Annotated in this window: 18 protein-coding genes; 2 read left to right on the top strand and 16 right to left on the bottom strand. The window is 37.6% G+C overall.

Going from position 1 to position 21,781, the window contains the following annotated elements:
* The first annotated feature begins 226 nt into the window (after positions 1–226).
* Positions 227–1,087: a GLPGLI family protein gene (locus FFS26_RS05275; RefSeq protein ID WP_137904469.1), complete on the top strand. Its 861-nt coding sequence runs from the start codon at positions 227–229 to the stop codon at positions 1,085–1,087.
* A 60-nt stretch (positions 1,088–1,147) separates the two neighbouring features.
* Here the strand turns inward: FFS26_RS05275 and FFS26_RS05270 are convergent, their stop codons facing one another.
* From FFS26_RS05270 to FFS26_RS05210, 13 genes are all read right to left on the bottom strand, one after another.
* Positions 1,148–2,011 carry a neutral zinc metallopeptidase gene (locus FFS26_RS05270; protein WP_137904468.1) on the bottom strand — a complete coding sequence of 288 codons (864 nt, stop codon included), beginning with the start codon at positions 2,009–2,011 and terminating at the stop codon, positions 1,148–1,150.
* Between the two features lie 65 nt (positions 2,012–2,076).
* The gene (locus FFS26_RS05265) at positions 2,077–4,155 is read right to left on the bottom strand and encodes an LTA synthase family protein (protein ID WP_137904483.1); all 2,079 of its coding nucleotides are present in this window, start codon (positions 4,153–4,155) and stop codon (positions 2,077–2,079) included.
* A gap of 169 nt (positions 4,156–4,324) precedes the next feature.
* Positions 4,325–4,843 carry a 6,7-dimethyl-8-ribityllumazine synthase gene (ribH, locus tag FFS26_RS05260; RefSeq protein WP_110009104.1) on the bottom strand — a complete coding sequence of 173 codons (519 nt, stop codon included), beginning with the start codon at positions 4,841–4,843 and terminating at the stop codon, positions 4,325–4,327.
* Positions 4,844–4,846: 3 nt separating this feature from the next.
* A complete protein-coding gene (locus tag FFS26_RS05255; RefSeq protein ID WP_062673110.1) occupies positions 4,847–5,554 on the bottom strand; it encodes a hypothetical protein in 708 nt (235 codons plus the stop codon).
* A 239-nt stretch (positions 5,555–5,793) separates the two neighbouring features.
* The gene (locus FFS26_RS05250) at positions 5,794–6,330 is read right to left on the bottom strand and encodes an adenine phosphoribosyltransferase (RefSeq protein WP_137904467.1); all 537 of its coding nucleotides are present in this window, start codon (positions 6,328–6,330) and stop codon (positions 5,794–5,796) included.
* Between the two features lie 3 nt (positions 6,331–6,333).
* The gene (locus FFS26_RS05245; RefSeq protein WP_110009106.1) at positions 6,334–7,530 is read right to left on the bottom strand and encodes a hypothetical protein; all 1,197 of its coding nucleotides are present in this window, start codon (positions 7,528–7,530) and stop codon (positions 6,334–6,336) included.
* 114 nt (positions 7,531–7,644) lie between these two features.
* Positions 7,645–8,661 carry a hypothetical protein gene (locus FFS26_RS05240; protein ID WP_137904466.1) on the bottom strand — a complete coding sequence of 339 codons (1,017 nt, stop codon included), beginning with the start codon at positions 8,659–8,661 and terminating at the stop codon, positions 7,645–7,647.
* Positions 8,662–8,746: 85 nt separating this feature from the next.
* Positions 8,747–10,078, bottom strand: a complete 1,332-nt coding sequence (locus tag FFS26_RS05235) for a hypothetical protein (protein WP_034691800.1) — start codon at positions 10,076–10,078, stop codon at positions 8,747–8,749.
* A gap of 8 nt (positions 10,079–10,086) precedes the next feature.
* A complete protein-coding gene (locus tag FFS26_RS05230) occupies positions 10,087–10,776 on the bottom strand; it encodes a c-type cytochrome (protein ID WP_110009109.1) in 690 nt (229 codons plus the stop codon).
* A gap of 1 nt (position 10,777) precedes the next feature.
* Entirely contained in the window at positions 10,778–11,299 is a 522-nt protein-coding gene (locus FFS26_RS05225; RefSeq protein ID WP_027371993.1) for a DUF3341 domain-containing protein, read from the bottom strand.
* Positions 11,286–12,683 (bottom strand): NrfD/PsrC family molybdoenzyme membrane anchor subunit, encoded by a 1,398-nt coding sequence (gene nrfD / locus FFS26_RS05220; RefSeq protein WP_034691792.1) that lies wholly within the window; start codon positions 12,681–12,683, stop codon positions 11,286–11,288. The genes FFS26_RS05225 and nrfD overlap by 14 nt, the downstream gene beginning before the upstream one ends.
* Before the next feature lie 25 nt (positions 12,684–12,708).
* The gene (locus FFS26_RS05215) at positions 12,709–15,771 is read right to left on the bottom strand and encodes a TAT-variant-translocated molybdopterin oxidoreductase (protein ID WP_137904465.1); all 3,063 of its coding nucleotides are present in this window, start codon (positions 15,769–15,771) and stop codon (positions 12,709–12,711) included.
* 23 nt (positions 15,772–15,794) lie between these two features.
* The gene (locus tag FFS26_RS05210) at positions 15,795–17,153 is read right to left on the bottom strand and encodes a c-type cytochrome (protein WP_110009111.1); all 1,359 of its coding nucleotides are present in this window, start codon (positions 17,151–17,153) and stop codon (positions 15,795–15,797) included.
* A 184-nt stretch (positions 17,154–17,337) separates the two neighbouring features.
* Between FFS26_RS05210 and FFS26_RS05205 the strand changes: the two genes are divergently transcribed.
* Positions 17,338–17,895, top strand: coding sequence for a sporulation protein (locus FFS26_RS05205; protein WP_110009112.1), 558 nt, complete (start codon positions 17,338–17,340; stop codon positions 17,893–17,895).
* 55 nt (positions 17,896–17,950) lie between these two features.
* Here the strand turns inward: FFS26_RS05205 and FFS26_RS05200 are convergent, their stop codons facing one another.
* The 3 genes from FFS26_RS05200 to FFS26_RS05190 form a co-directional block, all read right to left on the bottom strand.
* Positions 17,951–19,228, bottom strand: coding sequence for a DUF6080 domain-containing protein (locus FFS26_RS05200; protein ID WP_228449392.1), 1,278 nt, complete (start codon positions 19,226–19,228; stop codon positions 17,951–17,953).
* A 74-nt stretch (positions 19,229–19,302) separates the two neighbouring features.
* A complete protein-coding gene (locus FFS26_RS05195) occupies positions 19,303–20,118 on the bottom strand; it encodes a T9SS type A sorting domain-containing protein (protein WP_137904464.1) in 816 nt (271 codons plus the stop codon).
* Between the two features lie 86 nt (positions 20,119–20,204).
* Complete coding sequence (locus FFS26_RS05190) at positions 20,205–21,746, bottom strand: protein adenylyltransferase SelO (protein WP_137904463.1); 1,542 nt, start codon at positions 21,744–21,746, stop codon at positions 20,205–20,207.
* Positions 21,747–21,781 lie beyond the last annotated feature (35 nt).

Here is a 21,781-nt window from a genome sequence, read left to right as displayed (position 1 = left end):
CTATTTTAATGATTATGATATTAATAGCAATTTATCAGAGGATAAATGATGTTAAAAAAAGATAAACTGAGCCGTTTTCTGTTAAGGTTTTATTCATAATTTTAACCTTGAATCGTATTTTAAATCTATAAGGAAGACATATAATCAAGCAATAAGGGAGAAAACTTGTCAAAAATAAAGTACAATAAATCTTTCTTTTAATAATGCTCAATAAATAAAAATATAAATGAAAAAAATAGGTGTTATCGCATTGGCGCTCTTCATACAGAATGTTTCTGCACAAACCAACAGATTCGTATATCAGGTGACGATGAAGCCTGATGCTGAAAATAAAACAGATATCAAGACTGAAAATGCTTATCTGGATATTTCTCCGGAAAAATCAGTGTTTTATTCTGAAAACAGAATCAAAAGAGATTCTATTATGCAAAAAGCATTTCAGAGCGGAGGCGGAAGAGCAAGCATCAACAGAGATCAGATGGAAGGATTGAAAACGAATATCAGCTATTCCATTGAAAAAGATAAAACCAATCAAAAGACCTATTTTAAAGACAGAATCGGTCGTGATCTCTATTCGTACGAGGAAGACAGACCTCTGAACTGGAAAATAGAGTCAGAAACGAGAAAAATTGGTGAATACAAAGTTCAGAAAGCTGAAACCGATTTTGGAGGAAGAAAATGGACGGCGTGGTTTACAACAGATCTTCCTTATCAGGATGGACCTTATAAGTTCGGAGGACTTCCGGGGTTGATTGTAAAAGTGGAAGATGATAAAGGAGATTATTCTTTTGATCTCATGAAAAATTATAAAATTGCTGAGTTTCCGGCTTTGAATCAGTTTGGAAATACTTTGAAAGTAAAAAGAACAGATTATATCAAGCAGCAGCAAAAATTCAAAGCTGATCCGATGTCGTTTATGAGCCAAAGTGGCGGCGGACAAGGTGGATTTTCTAGTACAATAAGAATAGGCGGAGGTGGAAGAGGCCCCGGCGGCGGAAACCAAAATCCTGCTGATATGAGAAAAAGAATGGAAGAAAGGGTGAAAGAAGAGGCTAAGAAAAATTCTAATCCTATTGAATTGCAATAAATAAAAAAGCGGTCTTGACTTAAGACCGCTTTTTTATGTCATTATAATTTTTGATAAAAACTATTTTAATAGCTGGTTGAAAGTATCACCCTGTCTGATGTCTCCGGTGTTATACCCTTTAATAAACCATTCTTTACGCTGTGCAGAAGAGCCGTGGGTAAAACTTTCCTGATTCACATATCCCTGTGCTCTTTTCTGAATATTATCATCGCCAACCGCTTCGGCAGCATCTATGGCAGACTCAATATCTCCCGGTTCCAGAATATGTTTGCTGTCGTTGGTTCTTTTTGCCCATACTCCGGCATAGAAATCAGCCTGTAATTCTGTAGCAACGGATACTCTGTCCATCTGCTCTTCGGAATATCTTCCGCTTCTTCTTAGCGCATCCACTTTCTGTGTAGTTCCCAAAAGGGTCTGAACATGGTGTCCTACTTCATGCGCAAGAACATAAGCTACCGTAAATTCTGTTACTTTAGCTCCGAATTTTTGCTGAAGTTCACCAAAAAAACTCATATCCATATAGACTTTCTGATCCGCCGGGCAATAGAATGGTCCCATGGCAGATTGAGCCGTACCACATGCTGAAGATGTTGTATTTTCGAAAAGAACTACCTGAGGAGCACTGTAAGTCATTCCATTTTCCTTAAAAATCTGATCCCAGGTAAGAATATTCCATTTGGCCATCATATCAACCATTTCTCCAACTTGTTTTTCATCGGCAGTAAGCTCTCTCTGTTCTCCGGAATTTCCTGAAGGCTGCATGCCTCCGGAATTCAAGATACCGGATGGATCACCACCCAAAAAGAATACGATGGCTGCTATAATTAAAGTTCCGAGTCCGCCTCCTACAATCATACCGCCACTTCCGCCTCCTGAACCACGGCGGTCATCAACGTTTCCGCCTCTGTCGTCTGTCCATTTCATACTAATAAATTTATGGGTTAATTTAAATATTTTACGCCAGATTATAAGCGAAAATATTTAGATATTTATCTGTTGAGTTGTTTTGTTTTTAGCCAGTAAGAGGTAGACTGATAAGCTGATACAGCATCATCCACCAGTTTCTGATCTGGATTTTTTAATAATTTCTCGTTGTAATACAGTTTAAATTCCGGTTTCAAATCGCTTTTTTCCAGTTCCAAAGAATATTGTTTTACCTTTTTTACCGGCGAAATAATGGTCAGACGTTCACCTTTGATAAAGCCAAGATCCTGATAGGTCGCCACATAAGCTTTAGGCTGGAATTCAGGTTTGAACACATCCTGACCCAGGAATTTAGACTGATAGCTGAAGTTTAATAAGCCCAAAACGGTCGGCATTATATCGATCTGAGACATCAGCGCATCAAATTTCTGAGGCTGAATAAATCCTTCAGAAAATACCATAGCAGGAATTCTGTATTTATCCATCGGAAGTTCCGTTTTTCCCGCACTGGATGCACAGTGGTCTGCGATGATCACAAAAACTGTATTTTTATACCAATCCTGTTTCTTAGCCATATCAAAGAACAGCTTAAGAGAGTAATCTGTATATTTTACACCGCCTTCACGGGATTTTGCCGTTCCCGGAATATCAATTCTTCCGTCAGGATAAGTAAAAGGTCTGTGGTTGGAAACCGTCATCCAGTGATTGAAAAACGGTTTTCCTGACTTGGCTTCAGCATTCATTACCTGAATAGCTTTTCTGGCCATATCTTCATCAGCAACGCCCCAAACATTGGCAAAAGTAATTTCTTCAGGTTTAAAGTTATTTCTGTCTACGATACCATAGCCGTTTCCTCCGAAGAAGTCCTGCATATTATCAAAATAGCTGTATCCGCCATATAAAAATTTAACATCATATCCTTTGGATTTAAAAACACTTCCGGTTGTGAATTTATTTTTATTATCATCTCTCTTGATGACACTTTCCCCTGCAGTTGGGGGAATACACAATGTTAAAGCTTCCAGTCCGCGTACCGTTCTGTTTCCGGTTGCATACAGATTGGTAAACATGAGTGATTTATCAGCAAGACTGTCCAGGAAAGGAGTAATTTTTTGGGTATTGCCATAATGTTCCATGAAATCTGCAGAAAGACTTTCAATGGAGATCAATACTACGTTTTTCTTCACTTCAGGCTGTTCTGCAACAACAGCTCTTGATAAAGTAGGTTGTGGATACTGGCTTAAGAAATTCTTTTCAGCCTGCTGTTGGTTAATCTGTGAATAAAACTGGAAATAATCCAGTTCATTATGGGTAAACGCCCAGTAGAACTTAGGAATTCCGTTGGCTTCAATTTCGTCTGCGAAAACATTGTCTGATCTGATTTGCATCAAGGAAGGTATGGCCAGTGCACTCAACGCACAAAGTACCATAAAACTACCCAGCAGCACCATTTTTTGTTTAAAATCTGGTAGTTCCAGAAGCTCATCTTTTGTTTTCTTATAAATAAACCATGTGATGACCAGGGTAACAATCATGATGGCTGAAAACAATGGAATTACAGGGTAACTTTCCATGATATTCCCAATCACCTCATTGGTATAGATAAGATAATCTACAGCAATAAAATTATAACGAACTCCAAATTCATTATAGAAGAAATATTCACTTACCCCGTTGAAAATAATCAGAAGAACATATAATAATAACGTTATGAAATATAATGCATTACGAATCTTAATTCTTTGTCCAGGAAGGAACAGCATCAATCCGAAGAAAAGCGTCTTTATTCCTACGAAAACAAGAGCAATCTCCATGATAGAACCTCCGTACTGCTTGAAAATATTATTCGGAACAAGCCAGATGTAAAGGAAGAAAAGGACTAATGCTCCCAAAATACTATAACCGTAAGGCTTTTTATATTTTGAATCGGAAAGAAAGAGAAAGTAAAGGGCGAGAATGGAGCTGGCCAATATGAACACAAAAATGTCATTCACCAGACCGATCAACAAAACTTTTACGACTTCAAAAAATCCGAAACTAGCGGTAGTGATGGGATGAAAAAAGAATACTATCCTTATTATCAACGAAATAATAAGATAGAAAATTCCTAAGTACAGGAAAGGTTTTATTTTCTTTAAAAACATGTATTGACTGTCTTTATTAATTTTCACAAAGATAGTTTTTGTAGGGAACTTTTGACGGAAAAAAAGAAAAACATCCTTTTTATTAATAAGATTTATGAATTATTTATATACTAATAAAAAAGGGACTATTAAAAAATAGCCCCATTATATTGTCGAAATACATCGTTGATTAAGAGTGTCCGAAACCGATATTTCCTTTTTTGTCGGATAATTTCTTTTTGAAATCAATCATCCTTAGCGCAGTAACGGCTGCTTCCACCCCTTTGTTCCCAAGATCACCACCACTTCTTGCAATAGATTGTTCTTTGGTATCATCTGTTAATACACAGAAAATAGTAGGGGTGTCCGTCATGATGTTACAGTCTTTGATTCCCTGCGCTACTGCAGAGCATACATAGTCAAAATGAGGAGTTTCCCCACGGATCACACATCCGATAGAAATTACTGCGTCATATTTTCTCTCTTTGCAAAGCTGCATGCTTGCATAGCTTAATTCGAAAGCTCCTGGTACAGGGAAAAGTTTGATGTTTTCAGGTTTTACCCCTTCTTTTTCAAGGATTTCCAAGGCTGCATTACGAAGATTGTAGGTTACAAAATCATTCCACTCAGAAAAAACAATGCCGATAGAAAAATCTTCGGCATTCGTTATATGAAGTGGCTTGTAATCGGAAAGATTAACTGTTGCCATTTTTTAATAATATTTAGTCATTTCGATATAAGAATCAGACATTCCGTTGTCGTAGTCCTGATATTTCTCGTCAATTGCAGAGAAGTATTTTTTAGCTTCTGCATTTTTCTTTAATCCTAAAGCAACAATACCTGCTTTTCTTGTAAAATAATACGTTGTATAAGGATCATCAGATGCTGTAGCAGCCTGATCTAATAAGGACAGAGCTTCATCATTTTTGTTAAGACCTGATTTTGCATCAGCCATTGCTCCATACTTCATTGCCATCAAGGTTTTGTTTTTGGAAGAGAATTTATCCAAAAGATCATATGCTTCCTGGAATTTTCCTTCTTTGAATTTTAATAAACCAGCATTGTAAGCAGAAAGTTTACCAATTTCAGTAGAAGAATATTCATTAGCTGTACCTATAAAACCAGGATTAGCTGCAGATTTTCCACCTAAGGCATCTTTATCTTTACCTTCTGTAAGGTTTTTTTGAGCAGCAAGGAAACTTTTTACAGCTTCAGTGTTCTTTGGAGCAATCACAAATTGCTTATAAGCAAAGAATCCTAAAACTCCTAAAATCAAAGCTCCGAATACAAAACCAAGCGGCTTTGAATACTTTTCAACAAATCTTTCAGTGTTTAAAGCCTCTCTGTCAAGGTCTTTAAAGAACTCAACCGTTTCTTTACCTTCTTGCTCGTTCTGAGCACTCTTTCCCAATTTTGCCATAAGTTTTTAAAAATTGAAATGCAAATTTAATTGTTTCTGAGAGATTTACAAAATACTTTGTGAGTATTATTGACGAAATCTTGTGAATTGTTAATGGTTAATGATGAATTTATTAAAAAAAGATGCTTCGACCTTGCCCGGCATGACATTTCTAATACTATCTGTTTTAATCTCACAGTAAATTATTAGCCATTGTCATGCCGAGCGGAGCCGAAGCATTTATCTTGTTAGGATCAATCTTAATAACTTAAAATATGGTAGATCTCTGCCCCGAATTTCTTCAGTTTTTCATCTCCATTTAAGCCTTGTAAACCGATAAGGAAACTGAACTGTGAAACTATTGCGCCTTGCTTTTCTACTAATTTGGCAGCAGCTTCAGTAGTTCCTCCGGTTGCCAGAAGATCATCATGAATCAAAACTCTTTGTCCGGGTTTTATCTGCCCTTCACGGGTTTCTATAATAGCGCTTCCATATTCCAGGTCATATGTTTCTGAAATTACAGGAGGAGGAAGTTTTCCGGCTTTTCTGATCAAGATGAATGGAACTTCCAATGCTACAGCAATTGCGATCCCAAAAAGGTATCCGCGGCTTTCAATTCCGCAGACTGCATCTATTTTCCCTTTACTGAAGGCAACAAGATCTGCAATAACGTCTTCATAAAGTTTTGGGTTTAAAAAGATGGGTGAAATATCCTTAAACTGTATTCCAGGAATCGGAAAATCTGGAATCTTTTCAATTGTTTCTTCTAATTTCTTGATCAGTTCTGCTGAAGCCATTTATTAATTGATTTTATAGCTGGAAATTTTCCAGTCTCCGTTTACATTTTTAAGCCCGAAAGTTACTTTTAAAGAAGTTGTCTTCCCGCTTTTATCCGTCACATCATAAGTGGCGTTTACACTTGCACTGTTGGCAGTGGTACCGTTAGTTGTAATATTTTTTACACTTACATTCTTCACCGATCCAAAACCTGAAGTAGGATTTGAGAAAGACTCATAACTTCCCCAGCTTGGATTGCTTGCCGTTTCGTAAGCTGCTTTTAAATTCTGAGAACTTACATTGTTCAGAAACTTGCTTACCGTATTCTTAGGATCTGCTGTGGGCTGCTTTGGAGCTGCTGGTGTAGCAGGAGTAGCTGTTGGATCAGTCGTTGCTCCAGGTGTAGCTGCAGGATTGTTTGGATCCACCACTGCACTTGGCTGTTCTGTCACCGCGGTTGAATCTGTTTTTGGAATGGCAGGTACTTTTAAGGCTGCAGCATTCACATCAAGTCCGATTTTTGACATTTTGAAAGTTTTTGCCGTAGTTTTTACGGAAACCGTGATGTCAATTTTATTATCTACCACTTTTGAAGCAGGGATAGATGAGAATTTTAAATTGAATCCTTTAAAGTTATTATCCTGCATCAGGTTTTTAGCTGTAGCTAGTCTTACCCCATTGCTGAACACTTCAAGAGTTGCTTCAAGGCCGGCTCCTGTAAAAGATACCGGATTTCCGGCTGCGTCTACAAGTCTTGGAACAATCTGAATGGCCGTAGGCGCTCCGGTTCCGTCATCACCTGTAGGTCTTGTCACAAGGCTTAGTGATCCTGCTTTCACATCATTAGGATCGCTTTCTTTTGCTTTATCATCCCCGAAGATATTCATTTCTCCCAGTGATGGTGGGGCAGTACTTGCCCATTCAATTCCGTTTTTTTGAGCCACTTCATCAGCCAGAGCCATGATTTCAGGAACTTTTTTTCCGTTGATCAGTTTTCCCAGGGCTTTTAGCTCATTGATATCACCGTCTGCCTCTACTCCAAATGTTTTAAGGATATAAAGAGCTTCATTAAACTTAATCTGCTTAATGGTAGGTAAACTGGAAGTCATATCATTGATACTTGACTGCAGTGTTTTAGTATTCGTAGCATCTACATGATCTTTCTTGCATGCTGTAAAAAGCAACAGACTGAAAACAAGTAGAAAAGAAAACTTTTTCATTTTTATTTGGTTTGTTGCAAATTTAATAAAACCTTTATTAATACTGGATTTTATTTTCACTTTATGTTTTATGACTTATTTTATTTCTTTATCACAGGAGCCATAATCTTATTTTTACTTTTTGTTGGGTTGTTCTTTTAAGTCTCCTTTAAAAAAATTGCTGAAGATAGTCTGCATATTCGGGAATGAAGAATCCTGCCAGTAAGAAGTTTTGTAATTACTGTTTTCTTTATCAAATTTTACTTTTTCAATATCATTGTCGTTGTTAAAGCTAAGTTCTGTAGGATAGAAATTTGTGTAAACGGCAATCTGATTGTATTCGGGTTCGCTTTTGTGTTTAAGCTTAACAAAAACAAGTTCATTGTATTCAAGAAAATCTTTCAATGTCTTTTCTGATCCTTTTTCAAAGGACATATTCAAAATGGTTCTGATATCATAAAATCGATATCCGAAGAATGAAAACTCTTTTTCCTGAAGTGCTCCTCCTGTTACTTCAATCTGATCTTTACGATCGCCTTTCAATTCTCTGATGATATTTCTTTTTGTTTTGTATTCGTCCGGATTTCCTACATTTTTAAGTTTTGGGATTTGCAGAGAGTTCCCATAATCCCATGATGAAGTTTCTTTTTTCTCGTTTTTAGAGTCTGCCAGTCTGAAAACTCTGTATTGTTCTACATTGGAGCTTTTCAATTTTTTTGTTTTATTGTCAAAAATGTAAATTACAATTCCATCGGCATAGCTGTTAAGCTTATTGTTTACCGTTACATAGGCGTTAAAATTTCCCTTAATGAAAATATATTTTGCCGGTTTGTTATTTTTGATAACGACAGTTTCAATTTCCTTTACCTGATCATTGATTTTTATAACGGATTGATCAAAGTCTGAGTAAGATAAGGTGGCCACCGGAAAATTATTGTAGATAAGCTGAAATTTTTCCTGCGAGGGAGATAATGATTGTTTGTCAATCTTGCCTTCAATATCTGAGTATGCCAGAATAGTTCCATCTTTCCCAAATACAGAAACTCTTGGAAGAGGGTTGTTATTTTTTTCAGAAACAAAGGTGATGGTCTGAGCCTGAATAAAACTACATAGCAAAAGGAAGAATGTGTAAAGACAAAGTTTTGTTTTCATAGTAAGTTTTGTTGATTGATGTGCATAAAAAAAGACTGATCGTTTTAACAATCAGTCTTTTATCATTTTATTTTGTTACAAGTCCTTAGAAAGGATACTCATAAATTTCAGATTCGTGTAAGAATGGGTTTCCTGTAGGAATCAACTTCAGTTTAGATAAAGCTGAAAGTACAGTAAACATAAATAATCCGGCTACGAATAAGATTGCTCCAAGGATTAACAGGAATACTTCAGGAGTGTTCCAGTATGGTCCTACCGTTCCCGGCATTACCATGTTGAAGTAGTCTAAGATGTGTCCTAAGATTACTACTACTGCCATTGTAGTAACTACTTTGTAGTTTCTCTTGATGCTGCTGCTCACTAATACCAATAATGGTAATAAGAAGTTGATGATCAACATCGGTAAGAAAGTAGGAGAGTAGTGCTGGAATCTACCGAAGAAGTAGTTAACCTCTTCCGGAACGTTGGCATACCAGTACAACATGAACTGAGCAAACCATGTATACGTCCAAAGCATACTTGTAGCGAAAAGGAATACCCCTAAATCGTGTAAGTGGTTGTCATTGAACTGTGGTAAGAAACCATTTTTCTTAAGATAAACACTTAATAGAATGATTACAGCGATACCACTTGAAAGGCAGCTAACCATTGAATACCAGATATACATTGTAGAATACCAGTGAGGGTCAATAGACATCAACCAGTCCCAAGCCCAAGCTGCAGAAGCAAATCCGAAGAATGCGATATAACCTACTGCCCATCTGTAAAGCATTTGATACTCTACTTTAGATTTAGTTTCGTCTACTTTCTTAGACTGAGCTTTTAATTTCCAAGCAAAGAAAGAAGCACCAATCACATAGATTAAAGTTCTTACTGCGTAGAAAGGAATATTTAAGAATTTTTTCTTTTCGAATAAGATCACATCAAAATGCGGAGAATCTGGGTTTGTCAATTCAGGGTCCATCCAGTGGAATAAGTGACCATTATGAGTGATGTTTAAGATCATAAGGATTACCAGGATTGCACCACCATAAGGGATATAAGAAGCAATAGCTTCCATTACTCTTGTAATGATGATCGGCCATCCTGCGTGGGCAGCGTGCTGAATAGAATAGAAGAATAATACGCAGCAGCTTACTCCAAAGAAAAATACAGCTACAAAATGTATTGCTGCTAAAGGCTGGTTGTGCACCTGCAATGTAGCATGCTCAAGGTGAGCCGCGTGATCCTGAGGTCCAACCATTTCACTTGAGTGTGTAGGAGCAGTATGACCTGAAGCATGAACAGCTTCCATCATTTGTTCTATTTTCTCAGTAGAAATTCCTTTGTTCAAAAAGAAACCAATACCGAAAAGAACTAAACCTACAACAAGAAGTATTATAGAAGTTGATTTTAATTTTGGTGAAAAACTATACATTTCTTTTCTTATTTTTTAGTTTCGGTAGTCGTTTCAGTTGTTGCTGGTGCCGCCGCTGTAGCTGCTGCCGGTGCTGCTGCTCCTTTTTTGAAAGCACTCATCACATACATTGCTACTCTCCATCTGTCTCCTGCGTTCAATTGTCCCGCATAAGATCCCATGGCATTTCTACCGTTTGTTAATACATAATGAACAGATCCTACAGTAAGTTCTCTGTCAGCATAGTTTGGCACTCCGGAGAATGCTCCACTTTGTACGATAGGTCCTTGTCCGTCACCTCCTGTTCCGTGGCATGCAGCACAAGTGTGATCAAACAATATTTTACCTCTTTCAAGATCCTTCGCTGCATTAGCTGGGTTCAAAGGAGATACTGTAAGTTTTTTAGAGGCTTCATACCCTGCGTTGTACTCGTCAACATTTTTAGGTAATAAGCTTTCTTCAAAAACTCCATCTTTATTCTGAGCAACTGATCCTTCTACCGGAGAAAGACCTGTTGCACCATTATTTTTAACAAAAGCAGGAATTTCATTTTCATGATCTGAATAAGCATCCTGAGCTTTCATCAACGGATCATAAGCTACCGGAAAATACATGTCCGGGAAATATACCAACGGAGTGTTCTCCTTTGGTCCGCAAGAGTTAAGTAAAACTGTTGTTAAACCTAAAACCGCTGTAATTTTTAATACATTCTTTTTCATTTTAAGCGTCTTTAACAGTTATTTCTTCAACTCCAGTTTCAATAAGCAACTGTTTTACAGATTCTACATCTTCAGTTACGAATTCCATCATGAATTTATCATCAGTAGTTCTTGGATCCGGATTCTGAGCAGGAGCTCCTGGATACATTTTGTTTCTAACCAGAAAAGTTAAAGACATCATGTGAGCTGCACAGAATACCATTAATTCGAACATTGGAACTACGAATGCCGGCATGTTGTGTCCCCAGTCAAAAGCTGGTTTACCACCGATATTCTGAGGCCAGTCGTGATTCATCACATACCAGGTAAGAGTAGCACCGATCGTTACACCATAACAAGCATAGATGAAAGCAGCATCAGAAATTCTGGTTTTCTTTAAACCTAAAGCTTTGTCTAGTCCGTGAACCGGAAACGGAGTATAAACTTCGTTAATTGCGATTCCTTTATCGTTGAATGCTTTAACGCCGTTCATTAAATCGTCGTCGTCAGCATAAAGTCCGTATACAATTTTAGTGGTGCTCATCTCCTTCTTTTGCTTTATAAGTTTCACCTGAGATTTTCAAAATCGATTTTAATTCAGCCTGTGCAATTACAGGGAATGTTCTTGCGTATAATAAGAATAATACAGAGAAGAATCCGATTGTTCCTAAGTATACACCCACATCAATGATCGTTGGCTTAAACATAGTCCATGATCCTGGTAAGTAGTCTCTTGAAAGGTTGATAACGATGATATCAAAACGCTCGAACCACATACCGATGTTAATGATCAATGCAACAATGAATGTCCAGATAATGTTCGTTCTTAGTCTCTTGAACCAGAAAGAAGCAGGAATCACAAGGTTACAGATGATCAATGACCAGAATGCCCACCAGTAAGGTCCTACAGCAGCACCCGGAGAAAGATATGTGAAATCTTCAAATCTGGATCCTGAGTACCATCCGATGAAATATTCAGTGGCATAAGCTACAGTTACCATACCACCCGTTAAGATGATTACGATGTTCATAATTTCGATATGATACATTGTAATATATTCTTCTAAGTGACATACTTTTCTTGCAACCAACAATAAGGTCTGTACCATTGCAAATCCTGAGAAGATCGCACCGGCAACGAAATAAGGAGGATAGATTGTTGAGTGCCATCCTTTAATTACCGAAGTTGCGAAGTCAAAAGATACGGTAGTGTGTACTGAGAATACAAGTGGAGTTGCCAAACCTGCAAGAACCAAAGAAAGTTCTTCGAATCTTTGCCAGTGTTTTGCTTTACCACCCCAACCGAATGCAAGGAATGTATAAATTTTCTTAGTCCAAGGAGTTTTCGCTCTATCTCTGATCATTGCAAAGTCAGGGATTAGTCCCATGAACCAGAATACAGTTGATACTGAGAAATACGTAGAGATCGCAAATACGTCCCAAAGTAGAGGAGAGTTGAAGTTCCCCCAAAGAGAACCGAATTGGTTTGGTAAAGGGAATACCCAGTATCCAACCCAAACTCTACCCATGTGGATTACAGGGAAGATTGCTGCCTGTACAACCGCAAAGATCGTCATCGCCTCTGCAGATCTGTTTACAGACATTCTCCATCTCTGTCTAAATAATAATAATACTGCGGAGATTAGGGTCCCGGCGTGACCGATACCTACCCACCATACGAAGTTGGTAATATCCCAACCCCAGTTAATAGTTCTGTTAAGCCCCCATGCTCCAATACCTGTCCCGATAGTGTACGCGATACAGCCGAATCCATAGAGGAATAGAACTAGTGCAGCATATAATGAGATCCACCATAATTTACCTGCTCTTTCTTCGATAGGTCGTGCGATATCTTCTGTAATATCGTGATAAGTTTTGTGACCAATAATTAGAGGTTCCCTTATCGGAGCTTCGTAATGTCCTGACATTTTTTACCTATTTATTATTTAAACTTTATTTTTCTACTCTGTTTCTTACTTTAGTGTGATAGAACACGTTTGGTTTTGTTCCGATCTCCTCTAGTAAATAATATCTTCTGTTAGATGCATATTGCTCTCTGATCGAAGAATCTTTATCATTCATGTCTCCAAATGTCATTGCTCCAGTAGAACAAGCTTTAGAACAAGCAGTCTGGAATTCTCCATCCTTCACTCTTCTTCCTTCTTTCTTAGCCTCAAGAATTGTATTCTGAGTCATTTGGATACACATTGAACATTTCTCCATTACCCCTCTAGTTCTTACAACTACGTCCGGGTTAAGTACCATTCTTCCTAAATCATTGTTCATGTTGAAATCGAACTTGTCATTTAGGTTATAAGTAAACCAGTTGAAACGTCTTACTTTGTACGGACAGTTGTTTGCACAATATCTTGTACCGATACATCTGTTGTAAGCCATATGGTTTTGACCTTGCTTACCGTGTGAAGTAGCCGCTACCGGACATACAGTTTCACATGGAGCGTGGTTACAGTGCTGACACATTACTGGCTGGAAGATCACATCCGGATTATCAGCAGGGTGGTTCAATGCACCTCCTTCTTTGTTGAATGCAGTACCGTATAATTCTGGTACAGCCATTCCTTCTTTTAATCCTTCGTATACTTCTACCGTTTGTCTTGAAGAATAGTAACGGTCAATTCTTAACCAGTACATATCTCTGGACATTCTTACTTCTTCTTTACCCACTACAGGAACGTTGTTTTCTGCCTGACAAGCAATGATACATGCTCCACAACCAGTACAAGAGTTCAGGTCGATAGATAAGTTGAAGTGAGGACCATCTGTATCATCAAAAGCATCCCAAAGGTCGATTTTTCTCGCTGGAAGTGCTCCGCTGATCGTGTGGTATTCCAAAGGTTTGTTCCATCCTTTGTGCTCATCATCGAAAGCTACGTTGATGAAATCTGCCAAAGGAACTTCCTTCGCGATTTCATAACGACCCATCAATGTATTTTGAAGCTGGATACCTGCGAATTCGTGATCTTCTCCTGTTTTCTCAATTTTAACACCTGAAAGAACAAGGTTTGAACCGTCAAATAAAGGATAAGCATTTACACCGGTATCAGCAGTTGCTCCTGAGTTTTTCTTACCATAACCAAGCGCAAGACCTACAGATCCTTCAGCTTGTCCAGGTTGTACGAATACAGGAACATCTTTTATTGTAACTCCGTTTACAGTAAGGTTTACGATAGAACCATCCAGCTGCATTCTTGCATTAAGATCGTTATCAATTCCGAACTTTTCTGCGTCTTTTGGAGAAATTGTCAGATAGTTATCCCAAGACATTCTTGTGATTGGGTCAGGTAACTCTTGTAACCAAGGGTTGTTTGCCTGAGTACCATCTCCCATTGAAGTCTTAGTGTATAATACTAATTCTAATTCAGAAGCTTTAAAGTTTCCTAGTTCAGCAACAGCCTGAGCAGCGTTTCCACCTGCATAAGCTAAAGTAGTTGCGTTGGTAGAAGCGTTGATACCGTTATACAATGCTTTGTTGAAAGAAGTACCACCTAGAAGAGAAGCAGAGTTTGCTTTTAAATAATCGTAGTAATTGTTTGCTGCATTGTTTTTTCCATTCTTCCATACCAATAGAGATTCTTCAATCTGTCTTGATTTGTAGATTTTCTGGATCGTAGGCTGCATTAATGAATATACTCCTGTCTGTGGTTCGATATCTCCCCAAGACTCCAGCCAGTTGGCTACAGGAATTACAGCTTTCGCTGCTTTGTACATTTCATTTTTCTTATCTGCTACAGCAATTACGTAAGGAACTTTAGATAAAGATTTTTTGAAATCTTCTCCTTTTGGATGAGAATAGATAGGATCTACATTGTTGGTAACCAATACACCAACTTGTCCACCGTTTACCCAGCCCAGGAATTCCTGGTATCTTGCTCCGTCAAATTCTTTAAGGAAGTTTGCTTTACCTGTGAAAGCTACTGAACCTAATTTCTGGTTGATTAAGTGTGCTAAAACCTGTGCTCCTTTAGAACCGTCAGCAAAAACAACAGCTTTGCTGCCTTTTGCTTTCAATTCGTTAGCAATTTCAGTTGCAGTCTTATCAGAAGTACCGCCACCTACGATTGCGTTGTAAACTTCAACTAAAGTTTTGTTTACAGCACTTGGTTTTAATCTGTATCTTGAGTCAGCATTAGCACCGGTTAATGACATGTTAGATTCCACCTGAATGTGTCTCAACATGTTTGGTCCTGGCTTTCTAGCTGCTGCATAAGAAGTTTCTAAGCTTGAAGCGTTATAGTCTCCTAAGAAATCAGCCTGGAAAGAAACTACCAATTCAGAACCTTTAAGGTCATAAACAGGCAATGCTCTTTGTCCGAATACTTCCTGAGCTGCATCTAATCCTGCAGAGTATGGGAAAGCATCATATGTTACTAATTCAGCTGTAGGATATTTAGCTTTGAATTCCGCGAATAACTTTTTGAAAGTTGGTGAAGCAAAAGAGTGTGATAATACCACAATCTTTTTGCCAGACGCTTTAGCTTCTTCCAACCCTTTAATAACAAAACTGTCTACTTTATCGAAAGTTTCATCTTTACCATCCAGTTTAGGCTGCTTTACTTTATCATTATCATAAAGAGAAAGTACACTTGCCTGAGCTCTTGCGTTAGTTTTACCTAAATCGCCGCCAGCTGGGTTGGGTTCAATTTTGATAGGTCTACCTTCACGGGTTTTTACCAAAACACTAGCAAAGTCGAAACCGTCAAAATAGGTTGAAGCGTAATAATTAGGGATTCCCGGAATAATATCATGCGGTTTTACCACGTAAGGAATCGTTTTGATTACCGGAGCTTCGCAGGCAGCTAAGGTAACTGCTGCTGTAGAGAATCCTAGTAATTTAAGGAAATCTCTTCTTGAAGTACTTGATCCGTTTTTCTCAGCATCTCCAAGGAAATCTTCTACCGGAATTTCTTCCTGAAACTCTTTCTGAGCCAGCTTATTATTCAAAGCCGGATCTTTAAGTTCATGAATACTTCTGAATTGTATTTTGTTTGAAGCCATTTATACTTCTAATTTTTTAGTTATTAATAATGACATTTACCACACTCAAGACCTCCAATTGCATCTACAGTGATCTTACCTCCATCTTGTGGATATTGTTTTTTCAACTTGTCATGTAGATTTTTGAAGTACTCTTTATTATAACCGTTGTTCATATCAACTTCAGTCGTTCTGTGGCACTCGATACACCATCCCATAGTAAAGTCGTTAGCCATCTGAACAACATTCATTGTATCAATTTTACCGTGACAAGCTTTACATACAACATCAATTTTGTTGTTAGGATTCTTTTTGTTGAAAGAATTGATGATCGCCTGTTCCCCAGCAATTACGTGCTGAGAGTGGTTGAAGTAAACGAAGTCTGGCATGTTGTGGATTCTTGTCCATTCAACCGGCTGTGTTTTTCCTGTGTACTGTTGTTTTGCAGGATCCCAACCTGTTGCTGCGTAGATCTTCTGGATTTCACCGTCATAGAATGCCTTGTCTTTTCCAGGCTCCATGTAGTGGTCTGCGTTGTATTCAGAAATTGTTCTGTGACAGTTCATACAAACGTTCATAGAAGGAATCTCAGATACTTTTCCGTATTTAGCACTGGAGTGACATAACTGACAGTCAATTTTCTGTTCTCCGGCGTGAATTTTGTGAGAGAAGTAGATAGGCTGCTCAGGTTTGTACCCTTTGTAAACCCCGATCCACATTAGCCAGTTCCATACTCCGTAAGCAGCTAAAATAGCAAGGATTGCCAATAGACCTTTACCAATGAAGTGGAACTTCTCATACATTTCGCTGAAAGAACGAACTCTTGTTTCATTAAGTCCGGCTAAATCTTCAGACTGACCTAGTTTTACCAATTGTCTTAGTTTAACCAAGATCCAAACCAGTAAACCTGCGATCGCTAAAAGTGAAATGATTACAACGTTTGTAGTAGTTTTGTCTGCAGGTGCTGCCGCAGCAGCGTCAGTTGCAGGAGTTGCTTCCGGCTTTTTCTCCTCCGGAGCAGGAGGGTTAGTTGTGAAAGCTAAAATGTCGTCAATATCCTTATCTGTAAGATTTGGAAAGACCTGCATTTCAGTCTTATTAAACTTTTCAAAAATCTCATTAGCGTATTTATCCCCAGAAGCTCTCAGAGCTTTGTTGTCTTTGATCCACTTGTGAAGCCAATCTTTGTCTACACCACCTTCTGTCTTTACTCGTTCTACAACCCCTTTTAATGGTGGTCCTACAACTTGTTTGTCCAGCGCGTGACATGCAGTACAATTCGCTTTGAAAAGTTTCTCTCCGTTTTTAGGATCGCCGTCTTGCCCGTAAAATGAAGCACTGGTTGATAGCAATAAGCCTATCGCGATCAACGTTTTTTTATAATGCTTTCTCCAACTAATCATTTAAATTATCTTATGTTAGTAAATTATTGAACATTCAATCAATTCCGCAAAAATAATATTTTTAACAGGAATTTAACGGTATATCGAAAAGGGAAAATATCATTTACGTTTAATTTGTATTGATTCTAAATAACCAGTTTGGTATAGTTTTTTAATTTGTATAAATTTGCGGAAACAAGTTTAAATGAGAAATCTAATCAAAATATTTTCGATATTATCATTATTTGGATTTTATAATATTGAAGCACAGCAAGTTGTTAAAAAGGATACCCTGTCAGGAACAGAGCTTGTAATGACAATGGATTCCAAAATAAATGCTGCTTTGGAGGCAATTGAAGGGAAATGTGCTAAAACTGCGCCAACAAATTCTTCCAGAGATTTCAGTAATAATGATAGTGGAATTTCTACAGGAATAACTACAAAACCACCTAAGATCTTTGTGCCAAGCAGAGAACTTACCAATGCTGAAATCTGTAAGAAAAATCCTAGAATTTTAGGGTTTAAAATTCAGATTACAACAGTGAAAAGTAATGAAGAAGCCAACGAGGTGAAGTCTTATTTCAGAAAAAGATTTCCCAACCTGAAAGTGGAAACAGATGCGTCTTTAAGACCAAACTATAAGATTTTAGCCGGAAGTTATTTCACAAAACAAAGTGCTGCAAGTGATCTTTCCAGAATCAGAGAATATTTTAAATCTGCAGTAGCTGTACAGTATAGAATTTTCTGTGCCGAAGCAAAATAAAAGAATTTATTTCAACATAAAAAACAAAAAGCTGAGAAACATTCTCAGCTTTTTTTTATTGGTAATATTGTTCCATAAACCAGAAAAATTCTGTCATTCTGAAAATATTACAGGCGAGCAGATAAATGAATAACACTACAACCGTTAATGTTAGCAATGACATGATTTTAGGTGATGATCTGTACGCAAAAAAGAGCCATCCTAAAAGCAAAGGATATACAAAAACAAAATGTCCTCCGTAAATGTAGGAAGTATGAAGACCAAACCTCATCACACAATGGATCGCAATGTCAATGAAAAATGAAATGGCAATCACCTGAACCCATATATTTTTGAAATTTTTACAATAACTCCAAATGATCAGAATCAACAGCAGGATTACAAAAAAGTAAGGAAACACTGACGAATAAAGGTTCATGTAAAGGCCTTTGAAATTAAAGCCTTTCATATTATGCTTGTCTGACATAATAAATCCGGGGAAAAGAATATTACCTCCAAAAAAGAACGAAAGAATCATATCCCATGCCGGCATCGACTTTACATTGGAGAACTTTTCATATTGCTGATTTGTTTTTGAAAAAATATTCTGATATTTAAAATCAATTCTGTTCAAATAAAGAAGTACAAAACAGATCATAGAGACTGTTACTCTAAGCGCTGCATCTCCGAATTTTTTCCAGTTTCTGAAAAGTCCTTTTTCAAATAAAAGTGGGATGAAAACTTTTACAATGTTTGTAATGGTAAGCCCTCCGATAGTAATCCCGGCCAGTGATAAGGCTGTTGCAGGGATTTTCTCTTCTTTCTTTAGTTTTATTGCTGCATAATGGTTGTATAATGAGAGTAAAAATAAAGTATAGGTAAAATTTTCCGGGGTGAATGACAAGATTATATTAGTGGAAAAAGCTCCAAAGAATAATATGATTAAAAGGCATAACCATAAAGGAAGCTGAATGATATTCTTTACATATTTAAATACCTGAATAATGTTTAATGTAATGATAATATTACTTAACCATGCCAGTGTAAGTCTGAAATTGGCGTCCATTTTTCCTCCTGAAATAAATAATGAAAATTCTCTTACCCAGTTAAAAAAATAGTAGGACAGAGGGTGTCTTTCAAAGCTGCCTCCTGTCATAAGGATCGATTTGTTATCAAAACTGAAATAAGCATCCCATGGGATTCTATTGTCAAAAATAATTCTGTAATGCAGGGCTATATAAGATCCTAATATTCCATAACAGATCATGAAAAACAGAAATACCGCCAGTTCGGTATAGGTGGATGGGAAAACCAGTTTTAAAAAATGGATAAATTTTGTTTTGATATAAGACACGTGTCGAATTTTTTGCAAAAGTAAAATAAAAAAACCACCAAAATTGGTGGTTGTAAAAGTTTGTATAGACGTTCTTACTGTTTGATTACTTTCTCGGTTTTGGATGTTCCATCAGAGAAGTCTACTTTTAGTAAGTAAGTTCCTTTTGGAAGTGACGAAATATCTAATTTGTCAGAAGAATTGTTAAGCACGGATTTTCCGCTCGCATCAATCACTGTGGCAGATTTTATTTTTTTATCTGCTCTGATGTTGATTTCTCCTTTTGTCGGATTCGGATAGATATTAGTAATGTCTTTTACTTTGGCATTGGTTTCCTGAGTAGATAATGTGCCATTTGCCAAAACCTGTACATCATCTATTGAAAGACTATCCGCGTCATTAGCTACATAATGAAATCTGAATTTGACATTGGCTTGTCCTGCATAAGGAGTTAAACTCACCGTAATTGCCAATGTTTCATAATCGATAAATAATCCATAATTTTCTTCAACCCATACCTGGTTCCATGTGGTTCCTCCGTCAGTGGACACTTCTACTTTTAGATCTCCGTTAGGAAATGGATCAACCATGTATTCATAGCCTATTTTGGCGTTAAACTTTAGGACCGGGTTTGTTGTTCCCACTAAACTGAAAGAAGGACTTGTTAAGTGAGCATCCTGTGCCTGGGCAATCCATCCGATACCTGCAGATTTTCCTCCATTGATATTAAATGTTGCCTGTCCGGTTGCATTGAAGATTGTGGTAGTAAATCCCCAAGGTCTTGAAGCTACATTTGTTCCGGTTGTCCATCCTGTTGGAGGAAATGTCGTACCCTGAAAAGTCTCCGAGAGAATCTGCGCATTCCCCAATATGGAAGAGACTAAGAAAATGAATAGTAATTTTGTTTTCATTTGGTTTACGTTTAAAGTTGTCAGTAAATGTAATAAAAAAATGAAAATAATTACATGTTTTTTAATTTTTTATGAATAATAATCAATTATGAACTGCATGAAAGTGTGGAACATCCCGCTGTATCATCATATCCCGACGGTCTTCTGACGGAGAATTCAGGGTATATTTCCTGATATGGATTTTCAAGAGCGTTGGTAAGTTTTTCCAGCATTTCCTTTTTACCGTTGCGGATCTCATCGATGCATTCGTAAAGAAGATAATTTCGAAGGATGAATTTTGGGTTTGTTTTTTTCATCATGGCTAAAGATTCTTCTCTGGAAATAGAGTTTAATTCTAATCTTGATCTGTAGCTTTTGATGAAATTATTAAGTTTTGCCACCTTTTCTTCGTCGAAAATAATATAAGAGACCTCTTTAAAATGCTCCGCTATATTGGTATCTTGTGTTATTTTCTCCAGTTGATTGAAAAACAGGGTATAATCAAGCTGAAGCTCTTGCATAAGACCTTGCCAGTTGGTGAAGAAATCCTCATCTTCTTTTCGCAGCTGATCAAATCCGAACTTTCTGCAAAGCATCTGGTCGTGTGCTTCCCAAAAATAGGTGCCAAAATTATTTAAAGTATCTTCCAAAAACTTTTCATCTTTGATTAATGGATGAAGAGCATTGGCCAGCTGCCAAAGATTCCACTGAGCGATCTGTCCCTGTTTTCCGAAAGCATATCTTCTTCCTGGAAGATCTGTAGTGTTGGGAGTAAAATTCAAATCATATTCATCCATCATGGAATAGGGGCCGTAATCAATCGTTAATCCGAGAACAGACATGTTGTCTGTATTCATTACTCCGTGTACAAAGCCTACTCTGAACCATTCAACCATCAAGTCGGCAGTCCGGGTAGATATATTTTCAAAGAAGTCTTTGTATTTTTTGTCGTCAGTTGATGTAATTTCGGGATAATAGTTTTCAATGGTAAAGTCGGCAAGCTCCTGAAGATTGTTATATTCTCTTTGGGCAGACATGAGTTCAAAATGTCCGAAACGTAAAAAACTTTCAGCAGTTCTGATAACCACTGCACCTTTTTCCAGTTTTGGATTTCCGTTATACATGATGTCACGCATTACATCTTCGCCTGTGAAAGCCAGACTAAGCGCTCTGGTTGTAGGAATACCCAGATGATACATGGCCTCACTCATCAGGTATTCACGTACAGAAGATCTTAATACGGCTCTTCCATCGGCATGTCTGGAGTAGGGTGTTGCTCCGGCTCCTTTCCACTGAATCTCGGTCTTTTTTCCTGCCTCATTGATAATTTCACCTGCAAGAATAGCCCTTCCGTCTCCCAGCTGTCCTGCCCAGTTTCCGAACTGATGTCCTGCATACGCTGTGGCATAGGTTTGAATATTGTCCGGAAGATGATTTCCAACCAGAAAATCCAGATCTTTATCTTGATATTTCCCCAGGCCTATTTCCTCCGATAAGGCTTCGTTAAAAGCAATCAGCTCAGGTTTGTCAAAGCCGGCAGGTTTAATGGTGGCAAATAAAACCTTTGGAGTGTTTCTCTGCATAGGGTTGTTGGAGAAATCACCGGGAAAAGTTTCAATAAATGGCTGTCTGATGCGTTCGATATTCATGCTTCAAAGGTATTAATTATAAAAGAAAAGACCTT

This window comes from Chryseobacterium sp. 2VB, from assembly GCF_005503635.1.
Taxonomy (GTDB): Bacteria; Bacteroidota; Bacteroidia; order Flavobacteriales; family Weeksellaceae; genus Chryseobacterium; species Chryseobacterium cupriresistens.
This window is presented reverse-complemented; position numbering and strand designations above follow the sequence as displayed.

What these genes read in the sequence shown, in the direction of transcription:
- FFS26_RS05195 (WP_137904464.1), bottom strand. Translation starts at nt 20,118, where the DNA reads ATGAAAACAAAATTACTATTCATTTTCTTAGTCTCTTCCATATTGGGG.
- FFS26_RS05245 (WP_110009106.1), bottom strand. Translation starts at nt 7,530, where the DNA reads ATGAAAAAGTTTTCTTTTCTACTTGTTTTCAGTCTGTTGCTTTTTACA.
- FFS26_RS05235 (WP_034691800.1), bottom strand. Translation starts at nt 10,078, where the DNA reads ATGTATAGTTTTTCACCAAAATTAAAATCAACTTCTATAATACTTCTT.
- FFS26_RS05240 (WP_137904466.1), bottom strand. Translation starts at nt 8,661, where the DNA reads ATGAAAACAAAACTTTGTCTTTACACATTCTTCCTTTTGCTATGTAGT.
- FFS26_RS05225 (WP_027371993.1), bottom strand. Translation starts at nt 11,299, where the DNA reads ATGAGCACCACTAAAATTGTATACGGACTTTATGCTGACGACGACGAT.
- ribH (WP_110009104.1), bottom strand. Translation starts at nt 4,843, where the DNA reads ATGGCAACAGTTAATCTTTCCGATTACAAGCCACTTCATATAACGAAT.
- nrfD (WP_034691792.1), bottom strand. Translation starts at nt 12,683, where the DNA reads ATGTCAGGACATTACGAAGCTCCGATAAGGGAACCTCTAATTATTGGT.
- FFS26_RS05230 (WP_110009109.1), bottom strand. Translation starts at nt 10,776, where the DNA reads ATGAAAAAGAATGTATTAAAAATTACAGCGGTTTTAGGTTTAACAACA.
- FFS26_RS05255 (WP_062673110.1), bottom strand. Translation starts at nt 5,554, where the DNA reads ATGGCAAAATTGGGAAAGAGTGCTCAGAACGAGCAAGAAGGTAAAGAA.
- FFS26_RS05275 (WP_137904469.1), top strand. Translation starts at nt 227, where the DNA reads ATGAAAAAAATAGGTGTTATCGCATTGGCGCTCTTCATACAGAATGTT.
- FFS26_RS05215 (WP_137904465.1), bottom strand. Translation starts at nt 15,771, where the DNA reads ATGGCTTCAAACAAAATACAATTCAGAAGTATTCATGAACTTAAAGAT.
- FFS26_RS05210 (WP_110009111.1), bottom strand. Translation starts at nt 17,153, where the DNA reads ATGATTAGTTGGAGAAAGCATTATAAAAAAACGTTGATCGCGATAGGC.
- FFS26_RS05250 (WP_137904467.1), bottom strand. Translation starts at nt 6,330, where the DNA reads ATGGCTTCAGCAGAACTGATCAAGAAATTAGAAGAAACAATTGAAAAG.
- FFS26_RS05190 (WP_137904463.1), bottom strand. Translation starts at nt 21,746, where the DNA reads ATGAATATCGAACGCATCAGACAGCCATTTATTGAAACTTTTCCCGGT.
- FFS26_RS05270 (WP_137904468.1), bottom strand. Translation starts at nt 2,011, where the DNA reads ATGAAATGGACAGACGACAGAGGCGGAAACGTTGATGACCGCCGTGGT.
- FFS26_RS05265 (WP_137904483.1), bottom strand. Translation starts at nt 4,155, where the DNA reads ATGTTTTTAAAGAAAATAAAACCTTTCCTGTACTTAGGAATTTTCTAT.
- FFS26_RS05205 (WP_110009112.1), top strand. Translation starts at nt 17,338, where the DNA reads ATGAGAAATCTAATCAAAATATTTTCGATATTATCATTATTTGGATTT.